The 22,314-nt window shown below is 63.5% G+C and carries 23 protein-coding genes; 9 read left to right on the top strand and 14 right to left on the bottom strand.

Translation table 11 applies throughout. From position 1 onward, the window contains the following. Nucleotides 1-98: 98 nt before the first annotated feature. Both FQ705_RS18705 and FQ705_RS18700 read right to left on the bottom strand, forming a co-directional pair. Nucleotides 99-587 carry a GNAT family N-acetyltransferase gene (locus FQ705_RS18705; protein WP_144143515.1) on the bottom strand — a complete coding sequence of 163 codons (489 nt, stop codon included), beginning with the start codon at nucleotides 585-587 and terminating at the stop codon, nucleotides 99-101. 49 nt (nucleotides 588-636) lie between these two features. Then, the gene (locus FQ705_RS18700; RefSeq protein WP_144143575.1) at nucleotides 637-960 is read right to left on the bottom strand and encodes a hypothetical protein; all 324 of its coding nucleotides are present in this window, start codon (nucleotides 958-960) and stop codon (nucleotides 637-639) included. Nucleotides 961-1,155: 195 nt separating this feature from the next. On the opposite strand from FQ705_RS18700, the gene FQ705_RS18695 reads away from it, so the two are divergent. Continuing rightward, the gene (locus FQ705_RS18695) at nucleotides 1,156-2,577 is read left to right on the top strand and encodes a dienelactone hydrolase family protein (RefSeq protein ID WP_144143514.1); all 1,422 of its coding nucleotides are present in this window, start codon (nucleotides 1,156-1,158) and stop codon (nucleotides 2,575-2,577) included. 23 nt (nucleotides 2,578-2,600) lie between these two features. Here the strand turns inward: FQ705_RS18695 and FQ705_RS18690 are convergent, their stop codons facing one another. Then, nucleotides 2,601-2,993, bottom strand: coding sequence for a VOC family protein (locus tag FQ705_RS18690; RefSeq protein ID WP_144143513.1), 393 nt, complete (start codon nucleotides 2,991-2,993; stop codon nucleotides 2,601-2,603). 103 nt (nucleotides 2,994-3,096) lie between these two features. On the opposite strand from FQ705_RS18690, the gene FQ705_RS34565 reads away from it, so the two are divergent. Continuing rightward, complete coding sequence (locus FQ705_RS34565) at nucleotides 3,097-3,231, top strand: hypothetical protein (protein WP_260854557.1); 135 nt, start codon at nucleotides 3,097-3,099, stop codon at nucleotides 3,229-3,231. A gap of 12 nt (nucleotides 3,232-3,243) precedes the next feature. On the opposite strand, the gene FQ705_RS18685 is transcribed toward FQ705_RS34565, so the two are convergent. The 4 genes from FQ705_RS18685 to FQ705_RS18670 all read right to left on the bottom strand — a co-directional run bounded on the left by FQ705_RS18685 (nucleotide 3,244) and on the right by FQ705_RS18670 (nucleotide 8,257). Next, nucleotides 3,244-4,806 carry a DHA2 family efflux MFS transporter permease subunit gene (locus FQ705_RS18685; RefSeq protein ID WP_144143512.1) on the bottom strand — a complete coding sequence of 521 codons (1,563 nt, stop codon included), beginning with the start codon at nucleotides 4,804-4,806 and terminating at the stop codon, nucleotides 3,244-3,246. Nucleotides 4,807-4,888: 82 nt separating this feature from the next. Further along, on the bottom strand, nucleotides 4,889-6,154 hold the full coding sequence (locus FQ705_RS18680) for an HlyD family efflux transporter periplasmic adaptor subunit (protein ID WP_144143511.1): 1,266 nt from the start codon (nucleotides 6,152-6,154) through the stop codon (nucleotides 4,889-4,891). A 43-nt stretch (nucleotides 6,155-6,197) separates the two neighbouring features. Then, entirely contained in the window at nucleotides 6,198-7,721 is a 1,524-nt protein-coding gene (locus FQ705_RS18675; protein ID WP_144143510.1) for an efflux transporter outer membrane subunit, read from the bottom strand. A gap of 98 nt (nucleotides 7,722-7,819) precedes the next feature. Continuing rightward, entirely contained in the window at nucleotides 7,820-8,257 is a 438-nt protein-coding gene (locus tag FQ705_RS18670; RefSeq protein ID WP_144143509.1) for a MarR family winged helix-turn-helix transcriptional regulator, read from the bottom strand. A gap of 227 nt (nucleotides 8,258-8,484) precedes the next feature. Here FQ705_RS18670 and FQ705_RS18665 point away from each other — a divergent pair, with 227 nt between their 5' ends. Next, complete coding sequence (locus FQ705_RS18665; RefSeq protein WP_144143508.1) at nucleotides 8,485-9,174, top strand: FMN-dependent NADH-azoreductase; 690 nt, start codon at nucleotides 8,485-8,487, stop codon at nucleotides 9,172-9,174. Continuing rightward, nucleotides 9,171-9,602 carry a cupin domain-containing protein gene (locus FQ705_RS18660; protein WP_144143507.1) on the top strand — a complete coding sequence of 144 codons (432 nt, stop codon included), beginning with the start codon at nucleotides 9,171-9,173 and terminating at the stop codon, nucleotides 9,600-9,602. The genes FQ705_RS18665 and FQ705_RS18660 overlap by 4 nt, the downstream gene beginning before the upstream one ends. Before the next feature lie 90 nt (nucleotides 9,603-9,692). On the opposite strand, the gene FQ705_RS18655 is transcribed toward FQ705_RS18660, so the two are convergent. Then, nucleotides 9,693-10,076 carry a hypothetical protein gene (locus FQ705_RS18655; RefSeq protein WP_409934720.1) on the bottom strand — a complete coding sequence of 128 codons (384 nt, stop codon included), beginning with the start codon at nucleotides 10,074-10,076 and terminating at the stop codon, nucleotides 9,693-9,695. A gap of 258 nt (nucleotides 10,077-10,334) precedes the next feature. Between FQ705_RS18655 and FQ705_RS18650 the strand changes: the two genes are divergently transcribed. Then, a complete protein-coding gene (locus FQ705_RS18650) occupies nucleotides 10,335-12,185 on the top strand; it encodes a glycoside hydrolase family 15 protein (protein WP_144143505.1) in 1,851 nt (616 codons plus the stop codon). Nucleotides 12,186-12,243: 58 nt separating this feature from the next. On the opposite strand, the gene FQ705_RS18645 is transcribed toward FQ705_RS18650, so the two are convergent. After that, a complete protein-coding gene (locus FQ705_RS18645; protein ID WP_144143504.1) occupies nucleotides 12,244-14,769 on the bottom strand; it encodes a penicillin-binding protein 1A in 2,526 nt (841 codons plus the stop codon). A 150-nt stretch (nucleotides 14,770-14,919) separates the two neighbouring features. Here FQ705_RS18645 and fabV point away from each other — a divergent pair, with 150 nt between their 5' ends. Next, nucleotides 14,920-16,116 (top strand): enoyl-ACP reductase FabV, encoded by a 1,197-nt coding sequence (gene fabV, locus FQ705_RS18640; RefSeq protein ID WP_144143503.1) that lies wholly within the window; start codon nucleotides 14,920-14,922, stop codon nucleotides 16,114-16,116. A 21-nt stretch (nucleotides 16,117-16,137) separates the two neighbouring features. On the opposite strand, the gene FQ705_RS18635 is transcribed toward fabV, so the two are convergent. The 4 genes from FQ705_RS18635 to FQ705_RS18620 form a co-directional block, all read right to left on the bottom strand. Beyond that, nucleotides 16,138-16,782 carry a TetR/AcrR family transcriptional regulator gene (locus FQ705_RS18635; RefSeq protein WP_144143502.1) on the bottom strand — a complete coding sequence of 215 codons (645 nt, stop codon included), beginning with the start codon at nucleotides 16,780-16,782 and terminating at the stop codon, nucleotides 16,138-16,140. A gap of 20 nt (nucleotides 16,783-16,802) precedes the next feature. Then, on the bottom strand, nucleotides 16,803-17,147 hold the full coding sequence (locus FQ705_RS18630; protein ID WP_144143501.1) for a hypothetical protein: 345 nt from the start codon (nucleotides 17,145-17,147) through the stop codon (nucleotides 16,803-16,805). A gap of 116 nt (nucleotides 17,148-17,263) precedes the next feature. Beyond that, nucleotides 17,264-17,887 carry a glutathione S-transferase family protein gene (locus tag FQ705_RS18625; protein ID WP_144143500.1) on the bottom strand — a complete coding sequence of 208 codons (624 nt, stop codon included), beginning with the start codon at nucleotides 17,885-17,887 and terminating at the stop codon, nucleotides 17,264-17,266. Nucleotides 17,888-17,959: 72 nt separating this feature from the next. Continuing rightward, nucleotides 17,960-18,907, bottom strand: coding sequence for an AraC family transcriptional regulator (locus FQ705_RS18620; protein ID WP_144143499.1), 948 nt, complete (start codon nucleotides 18,905-18,907; stop codon nucleotides 17,960-17,962). A gap of 226 nt (nucleotides 18,908-19,133) precedes the next feature. Between FQ705_RS18620 and FQ705_RS18615 the strand changes: the two genes are divergently transcribed. Continuing rightward, complete coding sequence (locus FQ705_RS18615; RefSeq protein ID WP_144143498.1) at nucleotides 19,134-19,964, top strand: oxidoreductase; 831 nt, start codon at nucleotides 19,134-19,136, stop codon at nucleotides 19,962-19,964. Between the two features lie 9 nt (nucleotides 19,965-19,973). On the opposite strand, the gene FQ705_RS18610 is transcribed toward FQ705_RS18615, so the two are convergent. Further along, complete coding sequence (locus FQ705_RS18610; RefSeq protein ID WP_144143497.1) at nucleotides 19,974-20,870, bottom strand: LysR family transcriptional regulator; 897 nt, start codon at nucleotides 20,868-20,870, stop codon at nucleotides 19,974-19,976. A 122-nt stretch (nucleotides 20,871-20,992) separates the two neighbouring features. Between FQ705_RS18610 and tam the strand changes: the two genes are divergently transcribed. Next, nucleotides 20,993-21,769 (top strand): trans-aconitate 2-methyltransferase, encoded by a 777-nt coding sequence (tam, locus tag FQ705_RS18605; RefSeq protein WP_144143496.1) that lies wholly within the window; start codon nucleotides 20,993-20,995, stop codon nucleotides 21,767-21,769. Between the two features lie 174 nt (nucleotides 21,770-21,943). Then, nucleotides 21,944-22,309, top strand: a complete 366-nt coding sequence (locus FQ705_RS18600; RefSeq protein WP_144143495.1) for a hypothetical protein — start codon at nucleotides 21,944-21,946, stop codon at nucleotides 22,307-22,309. Nucleotides 22,310-22,314: the final 5 nt, after the last annotated feature.

Below are 22,314 nucleotides of genomic sequence, written 5' to 3'. Positions count from 1 at the left end.
TCACGGACCAACAAAAATATGGCGGCGACACCGCCATCGCAGGGGACACTCGAGCGGGTTAGGGCCAGGCTTCTGACGTTGCGAAAAGTCCGCTTGCTCTATTGGCGCATTTCGTCGACGGGCGACATCGAATAGAGGTAGTGGCGATAGCCGTGTTCGTCGTGTGTGTAGACGAAGCCTGCTTTTTCGTAGAGACGGCGTGCGGGATTGTCCGCCTTCACCCCGAGCGTCAGTTTGCTGAAACCCTGAGCCTGAGCGTCGGCGATGAACCGTGCCAGCAGTTGTTGGCCGAGTCCGCTGCCACGTCGCTGCGGTGTGACGTAAATCGAGGCGAGTACGGCGGCCTCACCGTGGACTTCCCAGAAACAATAGCCCACCTGCGGGTCGGCGCCCTCGGCGCCATCAGCACATTCTGCAATGAACATGCGATCGAGGTCGTTGGTCCATTGTTTCAGGTGAAAGCGCATGCCGTCTTTCCAGCGTGCTTCCTGCTCCGGCTCGATTTGCCGGATGTAATCCAGTTCGCCGACATAAATGGACGGCAGATCGGTGGCGCGGGCACGGCGGATCGAACAGAGTTGATTCATCAATAGCAAAAATAATTATCAAAAAGCGCCGGCCGTGCGGCTGACGCTGTTACAGCGCGCCTCGCGCGCCTGCCTGCCCTGTCCACCTGTCCCGCGTGCTGCTGGACGAGTCGAAATCGATGCTCAGAAGCGCGACGGTGTCCGCTCCGGCGATCGACCGTTTGGTCGCGGCTTTCGCGAGAATGCGCTCGATGCATGCATAGAACAGTTGAAGTTGCCGCGCGTCCGGAGCCCTTCGCTCCAGCTCGAAAATATCTTCGAGCACGCGCCGCGATACATGGAAACGTTGTTGTCCGCGGGCAATACGGATCTGGAAGACGACGCCGTCACTGTTGTGCGGCACCGCTGCCCAAATGAGCGAATGGCTACTCATGAAGCCCCCGTGAATCTGGTTCTCTTGGATCGAAAGCTCGACGACCCATGTTGGCACAGCCAATCGGTCGCGAATACTTTTCAAAATTATGACGTATAAGGGATACGACATTTTTACAACAGTCGGCGCGCTGCGTACTCAAGTTTCATTTGAAATTGCCGTAATCACGCCAATCGCGTGTCGTCGAATAAATACATGAACAAAGAGAGACCTCTCGCCCACTTTCTGCTGGCGAGGCTGCTTCCCGCGCTGTGCGCATGGCTACTTTCCAGCTCTGGTTTCGCTGATACCCTGACTCGTCCCGGCGCTTCACCCGACGCGCCGCTCAACGAAAAAATCCTCTACGTGCCGGTCGAATCGTCGCCGACGCCGGTCCGTCTGGAGGTCACGTTGTACATGCCGTCGCGCGGCGGCCCGTTTCCGCTGGCGCTGGTCAATCATGGTTCGTCGAAAGACCTGCCGAATGCGCCGCGCGTTGCCGACGAGTTCATTCCTTTCTATTTCCTCTCGCGCGGCTATGCAGTCGCCATGCCGATGATGCGCGGTTATGCGCGCTCCGGTGGACACCCCGTGCCGCACGGATGCGACGTCATTGCCATCGGCCAGGACGCCGCGCGCGATATCCGTACGGTGCTGGATCGCATAAAAGCGCTGCCGGGGATCGACGCGTCGCGCATCGTCGTCGCGGGAAAAAGTATGGGCGGCTGGAGCACGCTGGTGTTCGGCGCGTCGAACCCGCCGGATGTGAAAGGCCTGCTCAACTTTGCCGGCGGCGTGAAGGAATCGGACTGCCGTACGCCCGACGAAAGTCTCGTGACCAGCGCCGGACAACTGGGCGCGAAAACACGATTGCGCTCGCTCTGGCTCTATGGCGAAAACGACCAGATCTTCTCGACGCCGACCTGGCAAGGCATGTTCAGGCAATACACGGCGGCGGGCGCACATGCGGAACTGGTGGACTACGGTTCTTTCCAGAAAGACGCGCATGCGATGACCGCGTCGGGTGCGGGCTTGCCGCTCTGGGTGCAGAAAGCCGATGCGTTTCTCACGAGCATCGGCATGCCCGGCCAGGAGGTGAATGCCGAATATTTGCCGGGACACGCGCCGGGCGCCACCCGCTATGCCGACATCGACGATCTGGGTGCCGTGCCGTATCTGAGCGACGCGCAGAAAGAAAAACTCTATCGGGCGTTTCTGGCCGCACCGCTTCCGCGCGCTTTCGCGATCGGCAGCACGAACGGCACGTGGGCTTCGGGTGGCTTCGATCCGGCCGTCGGCGCGATGAATCGATGCTGGACCCTCTCGCGCTACTGCCAGTTGTACGCGGTGGACAACACGGTCGTCTGGCAGCGCCAGGCCTCCGCGCCGCCGCGCACGAACTTCGCCACGCTCGCGAATGTCGGCGCCGTGCCTTTTCTCAACCCGACGGGACGCGAAGCCTACGCGCATTTCCTGATCTCACGGCGACCGCGCGCTTTCGCGCTGGCCCCGGACGGCGCCTGGGGCGCAAGCTCGGGCGTGGACCCGATCAACGACGCGCTGGTGCAGTGCGCAAACGGCCACGAAGGTTGCCGGCTCTACGCGGTGGACGGCGATGTCGTGTGGGCCGCACGATGATCGGGCGAATAACGCTTACTTTGTCAACGCGCGTCGTCTTGAGCAAAATTCAGTTCCACGCCGTTACCCGCCGGGTCGGAGAAAAATAACTGGTGCTGCCGGGTCAGCGGGACATCGTCGCTTCGGTAGGGAACATTGAATCGCTGCAAACGGGCCACCGACGCCGCGATGTCTTCACAGACGAACGCAACGTGGTCGAAGGTATTCGTCACGTTGACGCGGCGCGCTTCACCGGACGAAGCTTCCGAAAGATGCAGTACCGCTTGCGAGCCGGCATAAAGCCAGTAGCCGTGACTGTTGAACGGCGGCCGATAGCCGGCCGCGAGTCCGACGACATCGACATAAAAGTCCCGCAAGGTATCGAGGACGAGACGATCCGCGCGAAGGTTGTAGTGACTGAGACCGGTGACGGGCATGGCGAGGCTCGGTGGATGAGGAAACGGCTCCGGAACCTGAATCTTACTTCGCCGCCGACGGGTTCCTCGGCCGACAAGCCCGCGATTCACGCAAGAGCCAGTCATGAAACTGCGGGATCTTGCGCGACATGTGGGGGACCCGTTCATCGGCTGGCTGCAATTCCAGACGAGCTACGATCAACTGGTGGCGCAGCAGCCGGATAGGTTCGAGTCATCGTTCGAGAAATCGTTCGAGTAAGCGCGCCTGCCCTCAATGTCCACCCGCCCCTGCCGCGGCCGCCGCGCTGGAATGATCGGGCCTGGTCACCCAGATCAGTGGAATGATCAGGATAAAGATCACCGCCGACAGCCAGAAAATGTCGTTCAGGCCCAGCATGGCCGCCTGGCTATTCATCGCCTGTTCGAAGAACGCCATGGTCTGCGCCTGACTGCCGCCGAGCGTGGCGTGCAGCGAATCGAGCGCGGACGTGAACATGGGGTTGTTCACGCTCGTCTGCTCGGCGAGGCGGGCATGATGCAGGATCGTCCGATCGTTCCAGCCAGTCGAAGCGAGCGACGTGCCGACCGCCCCGGCAAACACCCGCACGAAATTCGACAGACCCGCGGCGGCCGGAATGCGATTGGCGGCGAGCCCGGACAGAATGATCGCGGTGAGCGGGACGAAGAAGAACGCGGTCGGAATCCCCTGCAGCAGTGTGGGCAGCACGAGTGTCCACGTATCGACGCCCGTGGTGTAATTCGAGCGCATGAAAAACACGGCGGCAAAGCCGACGAAGGCCACCGTCGCCAAAACCCGCGCGTCGGATTTCGGCATGATCTTCGCCATCACGGGGGCGAGAAGCACCGCGAAAATACCGAGCGGCGCGGTCGCCAGTCCGGCGTCCACCGAGCGGTAATTCAGATAGGCCTGCATCCATTGGGGCAGCAGCACGAGGTTGGAGAAAAACACCGCGTAGGCGATCGATATCGCAATCGTCCCGCCCAGAAAGTTGCGCTGCCCAAACAGTTTCAGATCGACGATCGGATTTTTTTCCGTCAACTCCCAGATCACGAAGAAGACAAAACTGATCGCGGCGAACACCGTCAGCGCGACGATTACGGGCGAGTTGAACCAGTCGAGGTCCTTGCCCTTATCGAGCATGATCTGCAACGACCCCACCCAGGCGATCAGTGAGAGCAGCCCGACCTTGTCGATCGGCAGACGGCGAGTCGGCGTTTCGCGCGTGCGATAGATCGCCCACGTCACGCCCGCGGCGAACAGGCCCACCGGAATATTGATGTAGAAGATCCACGACCACGAGTAGCTGTCGGTGATCCAGCCGCCCAGCGCGGGACCGGCGATCGGCCCGACGGTTGCGGTCATGGCCCACAAGGACAGTGCGTACGAGCTTTTTTCCTTCGGGTACGAGCCGAGCAGAATCGCTTGCGAGAGCGGAATCAACGGCCCGGCCACGGCACCCTGCAGAATCCGCGCGCCGAGCAGCACCGGCAGATTCGGCGCCATCCCGCACAACCAGGACGACAGCACGAACAGCAAAATGGCCCACACGAATAGTTTGATCGTGCCCACCCGCTGCGTGAGCCAACCGGTCAGCGGAATTGCAATCGCATTGGCCGCGGCAAACAGGGTGATCACCCAGGTGCCCTCATCCACGGAGACACCGAGATTGCCGGCGATCGTCGGAATCGCCACGTTCGCGATCGACGAATCGAGCACGTTCATAAAGGTGGCGAGTGCCACGGCAAGCGTCGCCAGCACGAGCTTGCCGCCGCTCAGCGGCGGCAGCGGGGCGGAATTCGTCGCTCCATTCATTTCTTCACCTGTCGAGGAAACCTGAAACTATCTGACTTATCAGTTAACAGCCGAAAAAAATCGGCCTTGTCGTGCCGCGTGTTCAGCCTGTTTTGCGGGCTGCGCTTTTTTGCGCGGTGCCGACCGCAAGCTCACGTCCGGCCGGCATGTTTTGCGCGATGATGCGGGCGATTTCCGCGTCGGCATCCGCACCGTACTGGGCGAATACGTCGGTGCGATACGAGGTGCTGAGCGCCGCGCCGAGCTGCGCGCCCGATTGATCGTGGGTGTCGACATCGACTTGCATCGACAGACCGATCCGCAACGGATGCGCGTTCAACTCGTCCTGCTGCAGTTGAATCCGCGCCGGCAGACGCTGCACGACCTTGATCCAGTTGCCGGTCGCGTTCTGCGCGGGCAGCACGGCGAAGGCCGCGCCCGTGCCCGCGGAGAAGCCGACCACCCGGCCGTGATATTTGACGCTGGAACCATAGACATCGGCGCACAGCGTGACCGCCTGGCCGATGCGCATGTGGCGAAGTTGTCCCTCCTTGAAATTGGCGTCGACCCACACGCCGTCGAGCGGCACGATCGCCATCAGCGGCGTGCCCGGCGCGACGCGCTGACCGACCTGCACCGAGCGCCGCGCCACGTAGCCGGTGACCGGCGCGGGCAAGGTGTTGCGCGCGTAGTTCAGGTAAGCGTCGCGCACCTTCGACGCCGCCGCCTGCACGTTCGGATGTTGTTCGATCGAGGTGCGATCGGTCAGCGCGTGATTCGCTTCGGCCTGCTGACGGGCGGCGTCGAGCGCGGCCTGTGCGGAGCTGACGGCGTCGCGCGCATGCGCAATGTCTTCGCCGGAAACCGCACCGGTTTCGGCCACCGCCTGACGACGCTTCAGGTCGTCGTTGGCGCGCGCGAGATCGGACTGACGTTGCGCAACGGTCGCGGCATAGAACGCGTTATCGACATAAAGTCCGCTCACCTGCCGAACCGTCTGGCCCAGGGTGGCTTCCGAGTTTTGCAGCGCGACCCGCGCGTCGGCGTTGTCGAGCGTGACGACCGGCGCGCCCTCTTTGACGATCTGCGTGTCGTCGGCGTTCACCGCGACCACGGTGCCGCTCACTTGCGGCGTCAGTTGTACGAGGTTGCCGCTGACGTAGGCGTCGTCGGTGGATTGATAGTAGCGGCCCGTCGTGTAGTAATACGCGCCGTAGCCCGCGCCACCCACCACCACGGCGGCGGCGAGCAGCGAGAGCAGCAGTTTGCGTTTGCCGGGCGGCTGCGCGTCGACGGGTGTCGGCGTGGGCGTTGCCGCGGTCGCAGATGCTTCCGCCGTCGTGCGGCGAGGGGTGATCGTGTCGCTCATGATGTAACTCCAGACAGAGAGTGAAACGTGTCGAGAAGGCTTCTCAGCGCGTGGCGACGACGGAAGCCCCAGTGGCGCCCGAGCCCGCGGATGCGCTCGCCGTAGCGCTCGCTGCGGCGCCGGCCTCATCGACATAACCGCCGCCGAGTGCCGCGGCCAGCGCGATCTGTTGATCGCGCCGGTCCATCTTCAGATTCGCGACCTGCTGATCGGCGACGAGCGCAGTGGTGTCGGCGTTGAGTACGGTGAGCTGATTCGCGAGGCCGGCCTTGTACTGCGTGAGCGCCAGTTGATCGGCGTCGCGCGCGGCCTGCTGCGCGGTTTGCGCGTCGCCGAGTTGATCGTCGGTCGAACGGATTTGGGCGAGTTGGGTCGCCACTTCCGACAACGCGCTCACGAGCGTCTGGTCATAGGTAGCGACGGCGTAGTCGAAGTCGGCATAGCGACCCTTCAACTGCGCGCGCAATTGACCGCCGTCGAAAATCGGCAGATGAATCGCCGGCCCCGCCGATTCCGTGCGGCTCGCCGCCGTGAGAAAGCGGCCGAAGCCGAATGCGTCGAGGCCGATCGCGGCGCTCAGATTGATGTCGGGATAGAACTCGGCCTTGGCCTCCTTCACATCGTGCGTGAGCGCGTCGACCCGCCAGCGGGCCGCGACCAGATCCGGGCGGCGGCTCACGAGGTCCGCCGGCAGATTGGCCGGTACGCGCACTTCGTCGCCCACGCCGAGCGTCGGCCGCGCAATGGCGAGCCCGCGATCGGGACCGGCACCGAGCAAGGCGGCCAGTTGATAGCGCGTGGTCAGAATGCTGCCGTCGATCGATGCCAGTGTCGCGCGACTGGTGGCGAGATTCGCCTGCGCCGTCTTGCGCTCGACTTGTGTGTCGAGACCCGTCGCGATGCGCCCCGCCGTGATGCGGTCGATCTGTTCGCGCTGGGTGATTTCCTGCTGCGCGATGTCGCGCAATGCATAGAGCCGCGCGAACTGGTTGTACGCACGCGCCGTGGCCGAGGTCAGCGACAGCTTGACCACTTCCGCATCGGCCTGGCTCGCCTGCAATTGCGACAGCGAAGCCTTCAGCGCTTCGCGATTCTTGCCCCACAGGTCGAGGTCGTAAGAAGCCGACAGCAAGCCTGTGTTTTCCGATTGCCAGGAGCCGCCCGACGGCGGCGGCACGAGCGCCGTGCCCGAGTACAACTGACGCGTGAACGAATACGTCGCGCCGACTTTCGGCAAGGTGCTGGCCTTCGCGGTGTCGGCATAGGCAGCGGCGGCGGCCACCCGGGCGCGCGCCTGGTCGATCGTCGGGTTGCCGCGCAGTGCTTCGGCAAGCAATGCCTTCAGTTGAACGTCGCCGAACTGATCGGCCCAGTCTGCAGCGGGCCAATGTCCACCATCGGCCACGATGCTCTGTTGCGTCGCGTAGGTCTGCGGCTGCGCCATCTGACTGTTGCTGGAGATACCGGCGTAATTCGCACAGGCCGATAGCACGGCCGCGAAAATCACCGTCACCCCCGCCCTGGCGGCCCGCGCACCGGCGATCCGCGAAACTAGCTGTGATTTCATTGTCTGACCTGTCAGATAAATGAGTGAAAAAATCTCCGCGAGTGATGCGGCGTGTCTGCCCCGGCCGTCTATTGCCGCGCGTTGTCGTCTACCGTCGTCTAATCCGCGAGAAACTTGTTGAGCAGACGGCGCAATTCCTCGAACTCCGTTTTACTGAACTTCTTCAGCCGCCGGTTCAGCACCACGGGCGCGATCTGCGGCAAACGTCCGGCCACCGCTTCGCCCGCACGCGTCAGTTTCAGATTGACCACGCGGCGATCCTCGATACTGCGCGAACGCTCCAGCAGACCTTTCGTCTCCAGTTTGTCGAGCATGCGCGTCATCAAACCGGTATCGATGCCGAGGATCTTCGACAGCTCGAACGGCGTGGCGGCCATACCGCGCTGCATCGACAACAGAATGCCCATTTGCTGCGACGTGATGTCGAGTTCCTTCAACGCTGCGTCCATTTCAGCGATCAGCACGTTGCGCGCCTTGCTGATCGCGAACCCCACGCTCTGCGTCAGGCTGAAACTCTCCGGCGTGTAGTGGTTCACGGGCATCTCCAGTTAAGTGAAGCGAACTTTATCTGCAAGGTCAGATATTGTCAAAGTTGGATTCCGCACTTCACTGTTTCAACGGCAGGCATGAGGATACCGCGCTGATTCACTTACGGTCGCCTTGCGAAAGTGGTTACCTTGATTTAGATAAAACCGGTCATTTCATCAAGCCAGTCGAGCGTTTAATCTGCGTTCATGCACAACCTCTCCTAAGGACGCAAATCATGAAGATCATGCACGTCGATGCCAGCGCCAAGCGCGAGCGCTCCAACTCCCGCGCACTGAGCCGCTTTTTTCTCGAACAGTTGCGCGAACAGCATGCGGATGTGGAAATCGACTATCTGGATGTCACGGTCGACACCCCGCCGCACGTTACCGAAGCGTTCGCGATTGCTACCTACACGGCTGCCGCTGATCGTACGCCGGCCATGAAAGCGACGCTGGCTTCGTCGGATGCGCTGTGCGCACGCGTGCTCGCCGCCGACGCGCTGGTCCTCGCTATGCCCATGTACAACTGGTCGATGCCTTCCGTCTTCAAGGCGTTCATCGACAGCATCACACGTACGAACGTGACATATCTGCTGAATGCAGACGGCAGCATCGTCGGCCAGCTTGGACGGCAGAAGGTGTTGTTCATTACGAGCCGTGGCGCCGATCTGCGCCCGGGTTCGTCGTATGAAGCGATGGACGCGCTCACGCCTGCCTTGAAAGCCGCCTTCGGTTTTCTCGGCGCGAATCATCCGACGTTTGTCGACGCCCAGCCGCTGCAGTTCGCGGATCAGGAAGCGCGCACCGAGGCACTCGCACGGGCCCGCAACGAGTTGTCCGCGGTGGCGGTGCAGTGGGCGAAGTCGGCCGCGGCCGGCGTATCGGGCAAGGACACTACCGCAACCGCATCGGGAGTCGCAGCATGAGCATTCGTACCTTGATCGCAGCAGCGACGTTCGCTGGCTGCACCTTGATGAGCGCCTCGCCAGGCGCGTTCGCGGCCGACGCCGCCATGGCCGGTCAGACGATTACGCCGGCCTTCGCCGAAGCCATCGCCAATGTGCCGGGCAAGACGATGACCGCCCTGGTGGTCGACTATGCGCCTGGCGCGAGGACGCCGGCGCATCGGCACGGCCAGGCGTTCGTGGTCGGCTATGTGCTGTCGGGCGCGATCCGCAGCCGCGTGAACAACGGCGAAGAGCATGTTTATCATGCAGGCGAACACTGGACCGAGAAGCCCGGCGACCATCACACCGTCAGCGCCAATGCGAGCGCGACCGAACCCGCCAAACTGCTGGCCATCTTCGTGTCCGATTCGAAAGACAAGAACCTCGTGGTGATGGACGCGAAGTAAGCGTCGCCCTTTCAAGCATCAGTCCTCGACGCCGGGCCGCGATTCACCGCGCCCGGCGTTTTCGCGTGCACTCACCTGCCCGCCGCTTCGCTAGAACTTCGGATGGCATTCGAAATTCACCGACGAAGCATGCGCGCTCAGCATCTGCACGCCACTCACCGTTTCCTTCGTGACACTGCTTTGCATGCCGCGGCGCTCGCAGTAGTCGTGCGCCTGGGTCAGCGCTTCTTCATGGGCACGAGCCCACGCCATCCGTCCGCCGGTTGCGCTCGCCTCGACGGTGTAGGTGCCGGGTTTATCGGCACTCACGACCTGGGTCGTCGAGGTACATCCGACCAGACTGGCGGCGCACGCCACGAGCGCCACGAACGCCGCAACGGCGTTGCGCACGCCTTTGCACCGTAGCCTCCTGCTCCGGGACGCTGCTTCCCGACTCTGCGTGTCCCTCATGGGGTTTGCGTTCCTGTTGACCATCGTGTGCCTGCGTACTCCTAGCCAGTTTTCCAATCAGGAAATTATCCGTAAATGTGCGCCGGAGATCAGCCACGTGGACTGAAAACACTGTTGCATCCCGACTAACAATCGACCACCCGCCTGCGTGCATCGACAACTCGCGCGGCGGCGCGGCACACGCGTTGCTACCGGAACCTGAATTGACGTGGCGCACGCGACGGCGCTGGCACGCTTTCGTCGCGGCCCCGGCGCAGCATCTTTCCCTCGGAGTCAGCCCTTATGCCCGACCGGCGCCCTACTCCTCCCCGACCCGCGCTCCCCGCGGACGCTCGAGGCATGATCGGCAACATGAAGACCACCGCACTGGTTTCGCTGCGCGGTGCGATCGACTTCATGTGTTTCCCGCGCATCGATTCACCGACGATTTTCGCGGGCCTGATCGAACCGTCGCACGGCGGCGCGTTCTCGATCGAACCCGCCAACGGGACGGCCAACGTCAAGCAGATGTACCTGCCGGACACCAACGTGCTGCTGACGCGCTTCATGACAGCCGAGGGGGTGTGCGAATTGATGGACTTCATGCCGGTTCCGGAAAACGGCGACGCTGCGGACACCCCCGCGCCGCTGCCGAACTGCGTGATCCGCGTGGCGCGCATGGTCCACGGCAGCATGCGCCTGAGCATGCGCTGCGAGCCGCGCTTCGGCTATGCGCGCGGCGCACACCGCACTCATCGGATCGAGGATGGCGCAGTCGAATTCCACGAGATCGACGGCGCGTTGCAACTGCGGCTCGACAGCACCTTGCCGGTGGAGATCGACGACGGCGCCGCGCATGCCGAATTCGAACTGGGCGATGGCCAGTCGGCGGGCTTCGTCTTCGGCGAGGCCGAGGGCTTGCGCGAGAAGTCGTTCCACTGCGAGACGGTGCTGGACCATACGATTCGCTACTGGCGAGCGTGGTCGGCGCAATCCACTTATCGCGGCCGTTACCGCGAAGTCGTGATGCGCTCGGCGCTCACGCTCAAGCTGCTGAGTTCCAGTGAATACGGCGCGATCGTGGCCGCGCCGACGTTCGGCCTCGCCGAAGCGCTCGACGGCTCGCGCCGCTGGGACTATCGCTTCACGTGGATCCGTGACGCCGCATTCTCCGTCTACGCGCTGCTGCGCCTCGGCTATACCGGCGAAGCCCGGCATTTCATGCGATGGATCGCCGAACGCAGCCGCCATTGCGACTCGGACGGCTCGCTCAACGTGATGTACACCGTCGACGGCAAGGCGCCGCCCGAAGAAACCGAAGCCGCGTCGCTGGCGGACGGCACGGCGGGCGTACCGCTCGTCGGCAACGCCGCGCGCGACCAGACGCAGCTTGACGTATACGGCGCGCTGCTCGATGCGATCTATCTGTACAACAAGTACGGCGCCGCGATTTCCTACGACGGCTGGCGCGACGTGGTGCGCACCGTCGATTACGTGGTGGACCACTGGCGCGAACCGGACCACGGCATCTGGGAATTTCGCAATGGCTTGCGGCCCCTTCTGCATTCGCGGCTGATGTGCTGGGTCACGGTGGATCGCGCGTTACGTCTGGCGGAAAAGCGCTCGCTGCCCGCGCCGCTCAAACGCTGGTTCGATGCCCGCGACGCGATTCACCGCGATATTCACGAGCATTTCTGGAACGAGGAACTGAACGCTTTCGTGCAGACGCCGGATTCGAAGACGCTCGATGCGTCCGCGTTGATGATGCCGCTCGTGCGTTTCATTGGCCCGACCGATCCGCGCTGGCTCGGCACGCTCGATGCGATCGGCGACGGTTTACGGGTCGATCCGCTGATCTTCCGCTACACGCGCGGCGAAACGCTCGACGGCCTGCCCGGCATCGAAGGCGGCTTCAGCGCCTGTTCGTTCTGGTATGCGGAGGCGTTGGCGCGAGCCGGCCGCGTCGACGAAGGGCGTCTCGTGTTCGAGAAGATGCTGGCCTACGCGAATCACGTGGGCCTGTTTTCGGAAGAAGTGGCGACCAGCGGCGAAGCGCTCGGCAACTTTCCGCAGGCCTTGACGCATCTTGCGCTGATCAGCGCGGCGTATCAGCTGGATCGCAATCTGGATCGCGTTCATATTCCATGGACGTGATCCAGATTGCCGACGCCAGTCCAGGCGGCGTGATGCCGTAGCGGGCAGCGCCCGTCAATCAGGGCGAGGTTGCGCCACTCGCCGACCCGCCTTGCAGCAGGTTCGCTGGACTGCCCGCATCGGACGGCGGCGCGTCGTCCGGGGTCGGGGTCGGCGCGAGCGCCGGCTCGCCGTTGCCGTGCGCTTCGCCATCGACCGCCCCGCTCGCGGCCATTGGCGCGGAGCCCGAAGGCTGGAGCAGCGGCGGCAGCGCGCGCGGTGCCGCAGGCGTCGCCGAGGCTGAGGACGCTGAGGACGCCGAGGCGAACGGCGCGGCAGGCGTCGTCGCGACCGGCGGTGCGGTCGGCGCGCGACGCGTCGCGCCATGCGTCGCCACCGGCGTGGCCGTCTTCGTGGGCGCGGGCTCGAACGCGTGCTCGAACCAGTCACGCAGTCTGCCTGTGCGCGCTTCGAACCAACCCGGCTGCTGCTCCGTCTCGAACTTGACGCGGCTGTCGACCAGCTTCGAGCGCTGCGCGCGCTGGAAAAAATCGCCGACGATCGGCAGCGCGCTGTGTGCCCCCTGGCCCCAATAGTCGCTACGCAAGGTCACACGGCTGTCGTTGAACCCGACCCACGCGCCCGCCACCAGTTGCGGATGGATCAGGATGAACCAGCCGTCCGCGTTGCCCTGAGTCGTGCCGGTCTTCCCGGCGACGTCGCCACGTATCCCGAAGCGGCTGCGGATCGTCGAGCCCGTGCCCCGGTTCACCACGTCGCGCATGATGTCGATGAGCATGCGGTCGGCGTCGGCGGGCAGTTCCTGGCGCGGTGTCACGGGCGCGAATTCGGCCAGCACCTCGCCCTTGCGATTTTCGATGCGCGTCACCATCACCGGCTCGACGTAAGCACCGAGATTGGCGATCGTGCCGTAGGCGGAGACCATTTCCTTCAACGTCACGGGACTCGTGCCGAGCGCGAGCGACGGCACCGGATCGAGTTCGCTGTCGCGCACGCCCATGGCGCGGGCGAGCCGCGCGACCTTGTTCGGGCCGACCGTTTCCATCAGTTGTGCGGTGATCCGGTTGCGCGAATACGCAAGGCCGTCGCGCAGGCTGATGGCACGGTCGCTCGGTTCGTCTTCGTCGTTCGGACGCCAGACTTCGCCACCGGCGAGTGCGATCTCCACCGGTTTGTCGATAAAGGTGTCGGCCGGCTTCGCGCCGGACTCGAAGGCCGCCGCGTAGACGAACGGCTTGAAGGTCGACCCCGGCTGACGGCGCGCCTGCTGGACGTGATCGAACGGGTCGTCGCTGAAATCACGGCTGCCGACCCATGCGCGGATCTGGCCGTTGCGCGGGTCCATCGCCAGAAAATCGGCTTGCACGCGGGTCTTCGACTCGCAGACCGACTGCACGAGGCGCCGGTCCGACGAGACGCGTTTGAGCGCGTCGTCGTCCGTCAGACCAGCATCTTTGGCCGCACGGTAGTCCGGCGTTTCGCGCAGGAAGGTTTGCAGGAGATCCTTGCCGTTCGAGCATCCCGACCGCGCGCCCCACGCCGAATTCGCGATCCCCTGCAGCTGGTTGCCCTGCAGCGTGACGGCCTGGGTGGCCATGGTCTGCAACCGCGAATCGATCGTGGTGCGCACCACGAGGCCATCGGAATACATGTTGTAGTCGTTGCGATCGGCCCACGCGGCGAGCCACTTGCGCAACTGTTGCGCGAAGTGCGGCGCGGGCCCGGGCGGCTCGGTCTGGCGCTCGAAATCGATGCGCAAGGGCTTGCGGCTGAGCGTGTTGAACGCGACCGGCGTCAGCTTGCCGTACTTGACCATCTGCCCGAGCACCGTATTGCGGCGCTGCAAAGCCCGCTCGGGATTGATCACCGGGTTGTAGTAGCTGTTGCCCTTGAGCATGCCGGTCAGCGTCGCGCTTTCGAGCACCGTCAGGTCGGAGGCCGACTTGTCGAAATAGGTGCGCGCGGCCATCTCGATGCCGTAGGCGTTATAGAGGAACGGCACGGTGTTGAGATAGGTCTCGAGAATCTCGTCCTTGGTGTAGAGCGCCTCGATCTTCAGGGCGGTGATCGCCTCCTTGAGCTTGCGGGTCAGCGTCGGCGCACGGCCGATCTCATCGGGATACAGATTGCGCGCAAGCTGCTGGGTGATGGTCGAGCCGCCCTGGCGGTCGCCGGAAAACGTATGCAGGGCGGCCGACGCCGTACGACGCCAGTCGAGACCCCAATGCTGGTAGAAGCGGTGATCTTCGGTCGCGATCAGTGCGTCGACTACGTTCGGCGAGATGTCCTTGAGCGCCACCCATTCGCGGTTCGAGGGTTTGAATTCGGCCAGCAGCTTGCCGTCCGCCGAGAGAATCTGGGCCGGCTGCTCGATTTTCGCCTTGCGAATATCGCCGATGCTGGGCGTGAACGGAATCAGGATCAGCACATACAGCACGAACAGCAGCGGCAGCGCGGCGCAGGCCTTCACGGCGCCGCGCCACGTCGGATGGCGCAAATGCCACCAGGCCTGGGCGATACGCGGATTCGCGAGAGTCAGGCCCTTCTCGAGGGTCTGCAGGAAAAAGTCGATCAGGCGCTTCACACTGGCTTACCGTCTGCTTGGAAAGGCGCAATCCTACCAAGACGCGCGGCGCCGACCGATTTTTGCGCCGCGCGCGCCTGAAACGACCGGCTGCATGGGCAAGCCGCCGAGGGCCACTATAATGTCGGCAATTCCGACAAGAGGTGCTTCATGATCATCAAACCGCGCGTGCGTGGCTTCATTTGTGTATCGACCCATCCGACCGGCTGCGAAGCCAACGTCAAGGAACAGATCGACTACGTCAAGGCACGCGGTCCCATCGCCAACGGCCCGAAGAAGGTGCTCGTGATCGGCGCATCCACGGGCTACGGCCTGGCCGCCCGCATCAGCGCGGCCTTCGGCTCCGACGCCGCCACGCTCGGTGTGTTCTTCGAGCGCGCGGGCAGCGAGACCAAGGCCGGCACGGCCGGCTGGTACAACACCGCCGCGTTCGAGAAATTCGCCTCGGAAAAGGGCCTGTACGCGACCAGCATCAACGGCGACGCTTTCTCCGACGCAGTCAAGGCACGCACCATCGAGGTCATCAAGCGCGATCTCGGCCAGGTCGATCTGGTGGTCTACAGCCTCGCCTCGCCCAAGCGCACGCATCCGAAAACCGGTCAGGTGTTCAGTTCGACGCTCAAGCCGATCGGCCAGTCCGTCAAACTGCGCGGCATCGATACAGATAAGGAAGTCATCAAGGAAACGGTGCTCGAACCTGCCACGCAGCAAGAGATCGACGACACCGTCGCGGTAATGGGCGGTGAAGACTGGCAGATGTGGATCGATGCCCTGCTCGAAGCCGGCGTGCTGGCCGACGGCGCGAAGACCACCGCCTTCACCTACCTCGGTGAAAAGATCACCCACGACATCTACTGGAACGGTTCGATCGGCGCGGCCAAGAAGGATCTCGACCAGAAGGTGCTCGGCATTCGCGGGAAGCTGGCGGCCAAGGGCGGCGACGCGCGCGTCTCCGTGCTCAAGGCGGTCGTCACCCAAGCCAGTTCGGCGATTCCGATGATGCCGCTGTATCTGTCGCTGCTCTTCAAGGTGATGAAGGAGAAAGGCACGCACGAGGGCTGCATCGAACAGGTCTACGGTCTGTACAAGGACAGCCTGTACGGCACGGCGCCGCATCTCGACGACGAAGGCCGTCTGCGCGCCGACTACAAGGAACTCGACCCGGAAGTGCAGGAACGCGTTCAGGCGCTGTGGAATCAGGTGACCAACGAGAATATCTACGAACTCACCGACTTCAGCGGCTACAAGACCGACTTCCTGCGCCTGTTCGGCTTTGAGATCGCCGGCGTGGACTACGAGGCCGACGTCAATCCGGACGTGCAGATTCCGAAGCTCGTGCAGATGTAAGTCACGGCGGCGCTGCGTGCTTTACGCGGCGCCGCGCTCACCGCTGTCGCGCCGCGATAGCGAGACATAGCCATCCACCGCGCGCATCACGCGCACTTCCAGCGCCGCGGCATCCTGTTCGGCACGCTCGCCCGCGTCGTCGACCATGCCGCGCACGATCGCCAGCAGATCGAGTGCGACCTCGCTCGCGTCATCCAGTTCAGGCGCTTGCGGCTTGACCGTCAGCGCCTCCATCAGCACCGCATAGAGACGATCGCCGAGCCGCTGGTCGCGCTCGTCGACCGGCAAGCGACGTTCCTCAAAATCGATCAGGCGCGCCAGTTCCGGCCTGCGCATCTGATGCGCGACTGCCGCGCGCACGAGCGCCCGCACGCAGTCGCGCGAACCCTCCAGCAGCGCGGCGGCCTCGATGTCCGCCAGCAACGGCCCGGTCTCGCGCTCGATCAGCGCGACCGTCAACGCATCGCGATTCGGAAAGTATTGATAGAGCGAGCCGATACTCGCTCCCGCGCGCTCCGCGACCGCATTGGTCGTATAACCTTCGAATCCTTGCGTCTCGAGAATTTGCGCTGCCGCTTCGAGCACGGCTTCGACGGTTTGCGCCGAACGCCGTTGAACCGGTGCTTTGCGGGGTTTGAGACGCTGGGTGGCGGCCGATTTAGGCATGGCAGGACGACGACTGGCGATCAGCAGGGAAATGCGCCCTGCAGCGAGCGAAGAATCGCAAGGCCGATGGGGAAGTCGTCCGAAATGCTGGGATGGCTGGCGAAGAACCGGTCGAGCAAGGGGTACACGTTCTGATTGCCGATCGCGAGGTCTTTCGGCGGGCAGAACAGCGCCGGGCGATTCTTCGACACCAGGTCGCCGTTGGCCCACCCGAGCGCGTTGATCGTGCCCGTAATGTAGGCTGCATAGACCGAGTTGTTGTCGGTATGGGCCCAAAGCTTGTATTGCGAGGCCGTCATCTCGGCGTTCGCGTTGAGAGTGAAACAGGCTGTCAGCAAAGCCAGCGCATAGGTCGATAACCGCATCGTCGAAGCCTTCAATTCATGTCGCAAAAGCGCTCATTGTAGGTGACTTGGGTAATGGCACGCAGATACGAACCTCGCACGTCAATTCGCAGGCATTTCGAAGGGAATTTGAAAGCTCAGGGCGTGCCGTTGCGACAATATTCGCGAAAGCCCTGGCGCGGCGCGAGGCGTTCCATGTAAGCCGTGAGCGCGGCGAACTCCGCGTGCGCCAGCGGCGTTTCCAGCCAACGGTTGATCGACAGCGCGATCGGAATATCCGCGAGCGAAAACGCGCGCCCGGCGATGAACGCGCCCGTCTTTTCGAGTTGGCGCTCGACGATCGCCATATGCTTCGTCCAGTTTGCGCATGACAGCTCGATCTGCCGCGAGTCCTGATGCGCCGCGGAGCGCCGCACGAGCGCGAGGAAAGCATAGCTCCAGGAGCGATTCAACTCGCTCGCCTGCCAGTCGATCCATTGATCGCATCGCGCGCGTTCGCAGGGATCGGACGGATACAGGAATGCGCCGTCATAACGTCCCGCCAGGTAGCGGATGATCGAATTGGACTCCCACAGCACGAACTCGCCGTCCTTGATGACGGGCACCATGGCATTCGGATTCAACGCGACGAATTCCGGCGCTTCGGTCGAGCGAAAGCCGCTGCCCCAGTCTTGCTGTTCGAACGCGAGGCCGAGCTCCGTCGCCATCCAGAGGACTTTGCGAACGTTGATCGAGGTGGTCTTGCCGAGTATCTGTAGCATGGACGTTAGCGTAACGGCGCTTCGTTCTGTTCGACATGGACAATTCGCACCGGGGTTGCCGGTCCAGCCGGCTCAATGTGATGCGACGAAAATCGAACCCGGTGCGGGCGGCGGCACGGCGAAGGTCTTGCGCATCCGCTCTGCCTCTTCGACCGGACTGCGCCCGAACAGACGCTTGAACTCGCGGCTGAATTGCGACGCGCTCTCATAGCCGACCTGCACACAGGCGAGCGCCGCCGTGACTTCGTTGCGGACCATCAGCAGACGCGCCTGATGGAGCCGCGTCGACTTCAGATACTGCATCGGCGATGTGCTCGTGACCGTCTTGAAGTGCGAATGGAAGCTGGGCACGCTCATGCTCGCCTCGAGCGCGAGTTGCTCCACATCCAGCGGTTCGCGGTAGCACGCGTGAATCTTGCGAATGACCCTGGCGATGCGGGCGAATTGACCCTGCGCCGTGAGCGCGGCGCGCAGCGAGCCACCCTGCTCGCCGGTCAGCACGTGAAAATAGATTTCGCGCACGAGGGCCGGCCCGAGCAGTTCTGCTTCCAATGGCGTCTGCATGGCTTCGAGAAAACGCAGTACCGATGCGCTCAACCTGCCGCCGAGCGGCGACGACATCATGCCGTGCGGCCTCGCCGGCACTGTGCTCTCGCGTTCGTCGAGTTGTAGCAGCAAATCGGCTGCGACCTTGAAATCGAGCCGGAAATAAATCGCGAGCAAAGGTTTGGCCGCGCTCGCTTCGGTTTCCATCGAAAACGGCACGGGTACCGAGACCGCCAGGTAATGCTGCGCGTCGTAGACGTACACCGTGTCGCCGAGAAAACCGCGCTTGCGTCCCTGGCACACGATCACGATGCCGGGATCGTACAGCACCGGCGTGCGGCTGAGCGGCCGGTTCGAGCGCAGTAACCGCACGTCGGGAAGGACGGTGAGGTTGTAGCCTTCCAGCGGCGCGAGCGCTTGCAGCAGCGTCACCATGCGCTGCTGTATCGCCGGATCAATGTGTTTGCGTGTCAATTCGGCTCCTGCCGCCTTTGCCAGTCGATCGGTCAGTCTGCAATGTGCCACCGGCGCGCCCAAAAAGCCACGCGTTCATAGGATCAGGCAAACAAGCCAGACGAACCGGCATTCGCGCCGCGCCCTGCCGCTTCTAACATACAGCCTTGTCCCAGACGCTGTCGACCAGGTGCGCTTTCGCCCGAAAGTGCTTCGCTCGATGGCCGAAATCAAGGAGCCATTCATCATGAGCAAAACATTTCTGATCACCGGCGTCAGTTCCGGTTTTGGCCGTGCGTTCGCCGAGGCCGCGCTCAATGCGGGGCATACGGTCATCGGCACCGTGCGCGACGCCGCGGCGCGCGAGGCGTTCGATGCACTGTCCGCCGAACGGGCCCACGCCGTCATTCTCGATGTGACGCAGTTCGATGCGATCGCGCCGGCCGTCGCGCGCATGACCGCGCTTGCCGGGCCGATCGACGTGCTCGTGAATAACGCGGGCTACGGACACGAAGGCACGCTCGAAGAGTCGCCGCTCGACGATCTGCGCCGTCAGTTCGACGTCAACGTGTTCGGCGCGGTTGCCATGATCAAGGCCGTGCTGCCCGCCATGCGCGAACGCCGCTCGGGGCACATCGTCAACATTACGTCGATGGGCGGCTTCATCACGATGCCCGGCATCGCGTACTACTGCGGCAGCAAGTTCGCCCTCGAAGGCATCACCGACACGCTTGCGAAAGAAGTTGCCGGATTCGGTATCAAGGTGACGGCGGTCGCGCCAGGCTCGTTCCGCACGGACTGGGCTGGCCGCTCGATGGTCCGTGCGGGACGCAGCATCGCCGACTATGACCGCCTGTTCGATCCGGTTCGCGCGGCGCGCGAGGCGAAAAGCGGTCAGCAGGCGGGCGACCCGCAGAAAGCCGCACAGGCGCTCCTGCAAGTGGTCGAAGCTGGGAATCCGCCGGTGCATCTGCTGCTGGGCAACGACGCGTTCGACCTCGTGGCAAGCCGGTTGACCGCGCTGCGCGCGGAGATGGATGACTGGGAGACGCTGTCGCGTTCGACCGATTTTTCTTGAGCCGGCGCGTCAGGTTTTCAGGGTCGCCTGATCGAGGATCATGTCGTAGAGCGCCTGCGCGGCCGGCGACAACTGCGCGGTCTTGCGCGCCACCAGCACGAGGGTGCGCGACACGACCGGATGGGTCAACTCGATCGTGCGCACCGTCGGATAGGCGCCCTTCTGCAACGCGAGGGCGGGCACCACGGCCGCGCCCACGCCTTGCGCGACGAGTCCCACGGCCGTCGAGCTGCGCTGGACTTCGTAGAACGAGCGCAACGCCAGTTCGCTGGTTTGCAGCGCGACGTCCAGCAAGGCCCGGTTGCCGCTCACTTCGCCCGCAAAAATCAGCGGGTAGGACTGCAACTGCGCCCACGCGATGCGCCGCCGTTTCGCCAGCGGATGCGCTTCATGGCAGATCAACACGTAGCGGTCTTCCGTGAGCGGCACGCTGTCCAGTTCCGGATGACGGTCGCGTGCGATGTTGATGCCGAACTCCACCTCCCGGCGCAGCACGGCCTGCTCCACCGCCGACGACGCGTGATCGAGAATCTTGATGCGGTTATGCGGATAACGCGATGAATACGCCTGCAGAATGCGCGGCAGATACTGCACGCCGACGGTCGGCACGCAGGCAATCGACACATCGCCGCGACGCGCCACGCCAGTCTCGCGGATTTCCATCAGCGCGTCGGCGAGTTCGCCCAGCAAGCGACGCGCCTGCGGCAAAAAACTGCGGCCAATTTCAGTCAGTGACATCGAGCGGGTGGTTCGTTCGATCAGCGTGACGCCGAGAAAGCTTTCGAGCTTGCGCAGCCGCTGCGTGATGGCGGTTTGGGTGACGTGCAGCGCGTCGGCCGCGCCCTGAAAACTGCCTCGATCCGCAATCGCGACGAATGCCTGAACGCCAAGGGTGTCGATTTTCATTGGAAAAATGAAGGAATCGGAATGATAAATTCATTTTACTCCGCCGTCGGTGCGGCCGAGAATCAACGGATTGAACCGATTGAAAAACATCGGTTCGTCCATTGGACACACAGGAGGAACCCATGAAATTGACGACGGATTGGCACGCAAAGCAATATGCGATGTTCGAAAACGAGCGCACGCGACCGGTGCGGGACCTGCTGGCCGCCGTGCCGGCCACGGACGTGCGGGTCGCGGTCGACATCGGCTGCGGGCCCGGCAACTCCACCGAGGCGCTCGCCGCGCGCCTGCCGGGCGCGGCGGTGAGCGGTCTCGACAACTCGCCCGACATGATCGCCGCCGCGCGCCAACGGCTGCCGCAGTTCCGGTTCGACGTCGTCGATATTTCGACGTGGCAGGCGCCGGGACCGTACGACCTGATCCTTGCCAATGCCGTGCTGCAATGGGTGCCTGACCACGAGCGGCTGTTTGCGTCGCTCGTGAAGAAACTGGCGCCGGGCGGCAGTCTTGCCGTGCAAATGCCGGATAACCTGGACGAACCGGCGCATCGCGTTCTGCGTGAGATCGCCGCCGACGGCCCCTGGGCGCCCAGACTCGCGGGCGTGGAGCGCACCATGCGCTACGGTGCCGAGTGGTATTACGCGTTGCTCGAGCCGCAGTGTGCACGGGTCGACGTGTGGCGCACGGTTTACCATCACCCGCTGGCGGGCGGTGCGGACGCGGTGGTGGAATGGTTCAAGGGCAGCTCGCTTCGCCCCTTCCTTGCCGAGCTCGACGACGCTGGCCAGGCGGCCTTTTTGCAGCGTTACCGGGACGCGATTGCGCGGGCTTATCCGGCGCTCGCCGACGGCACGGTGTTGCTGCCGTTTCCGCGGCTTTTTATCGTCGCGACGCGTTAAGGAGGCGTGCTGGCGCGCGGCCTGCCCAGGCGGGTTGCGGCCGGATGTGGCGCTGGCGCGCCAGGGTAGGTCAGGAATTGCCGCTGTTGAATTCTGCGTGATATTGTTGACGAAAGCGGAGGATGGCGGCATGCCCTTCTCACCGGAATTGCAATTTCAGCAGCGAGCGTCGCCATGAGTGATGTACGCCATCATCTGAGTCCACGGGACCGTCTGGAGCTGTTGTGCTGGCTCACATGCGGAAGTCTTGGCGCTTATTACCTGAATGAGGATTGGCCCGATGCCGCGTTTCATGTGCAGAGCGCGCATAAGTGGCTCGATCGCAGATCGCGGGAGGCGGATTGGCTGAGCATCGCGAAGCTGTCGGCGACGGCGGTGGAAATTGCGCGACGGCATGCGCGGTTCGTCGAGGCGGATTGGGCGCGCGACGCGGTGGAGGAGATTCTCGGCACGGATGAGATCGATCCGCAGGGGCGGCTTTTCAAGCAGGTTTTCGAGGATTGCCAGCGGGCTTTGGCGGATAAGAGGTTGGCGGATTAGGGGTT

Origin of the sequence: Paraburkholderia sp. BCC1884 (genome assembly GCF_900996225.1) — a bacterium.
In the GTDB taxonomy this organism is placed as follows: domain Bacteria; phylum Pseudomonadota; class Gammaproteobacteria; order Burkholderiales; family Burkholderiaceae; genus Paraburkholderia.
Note: the sequence above shows the minus strand (reverse complement) of the source record. Positions and strands in the feature narration are given on the sequence as shown.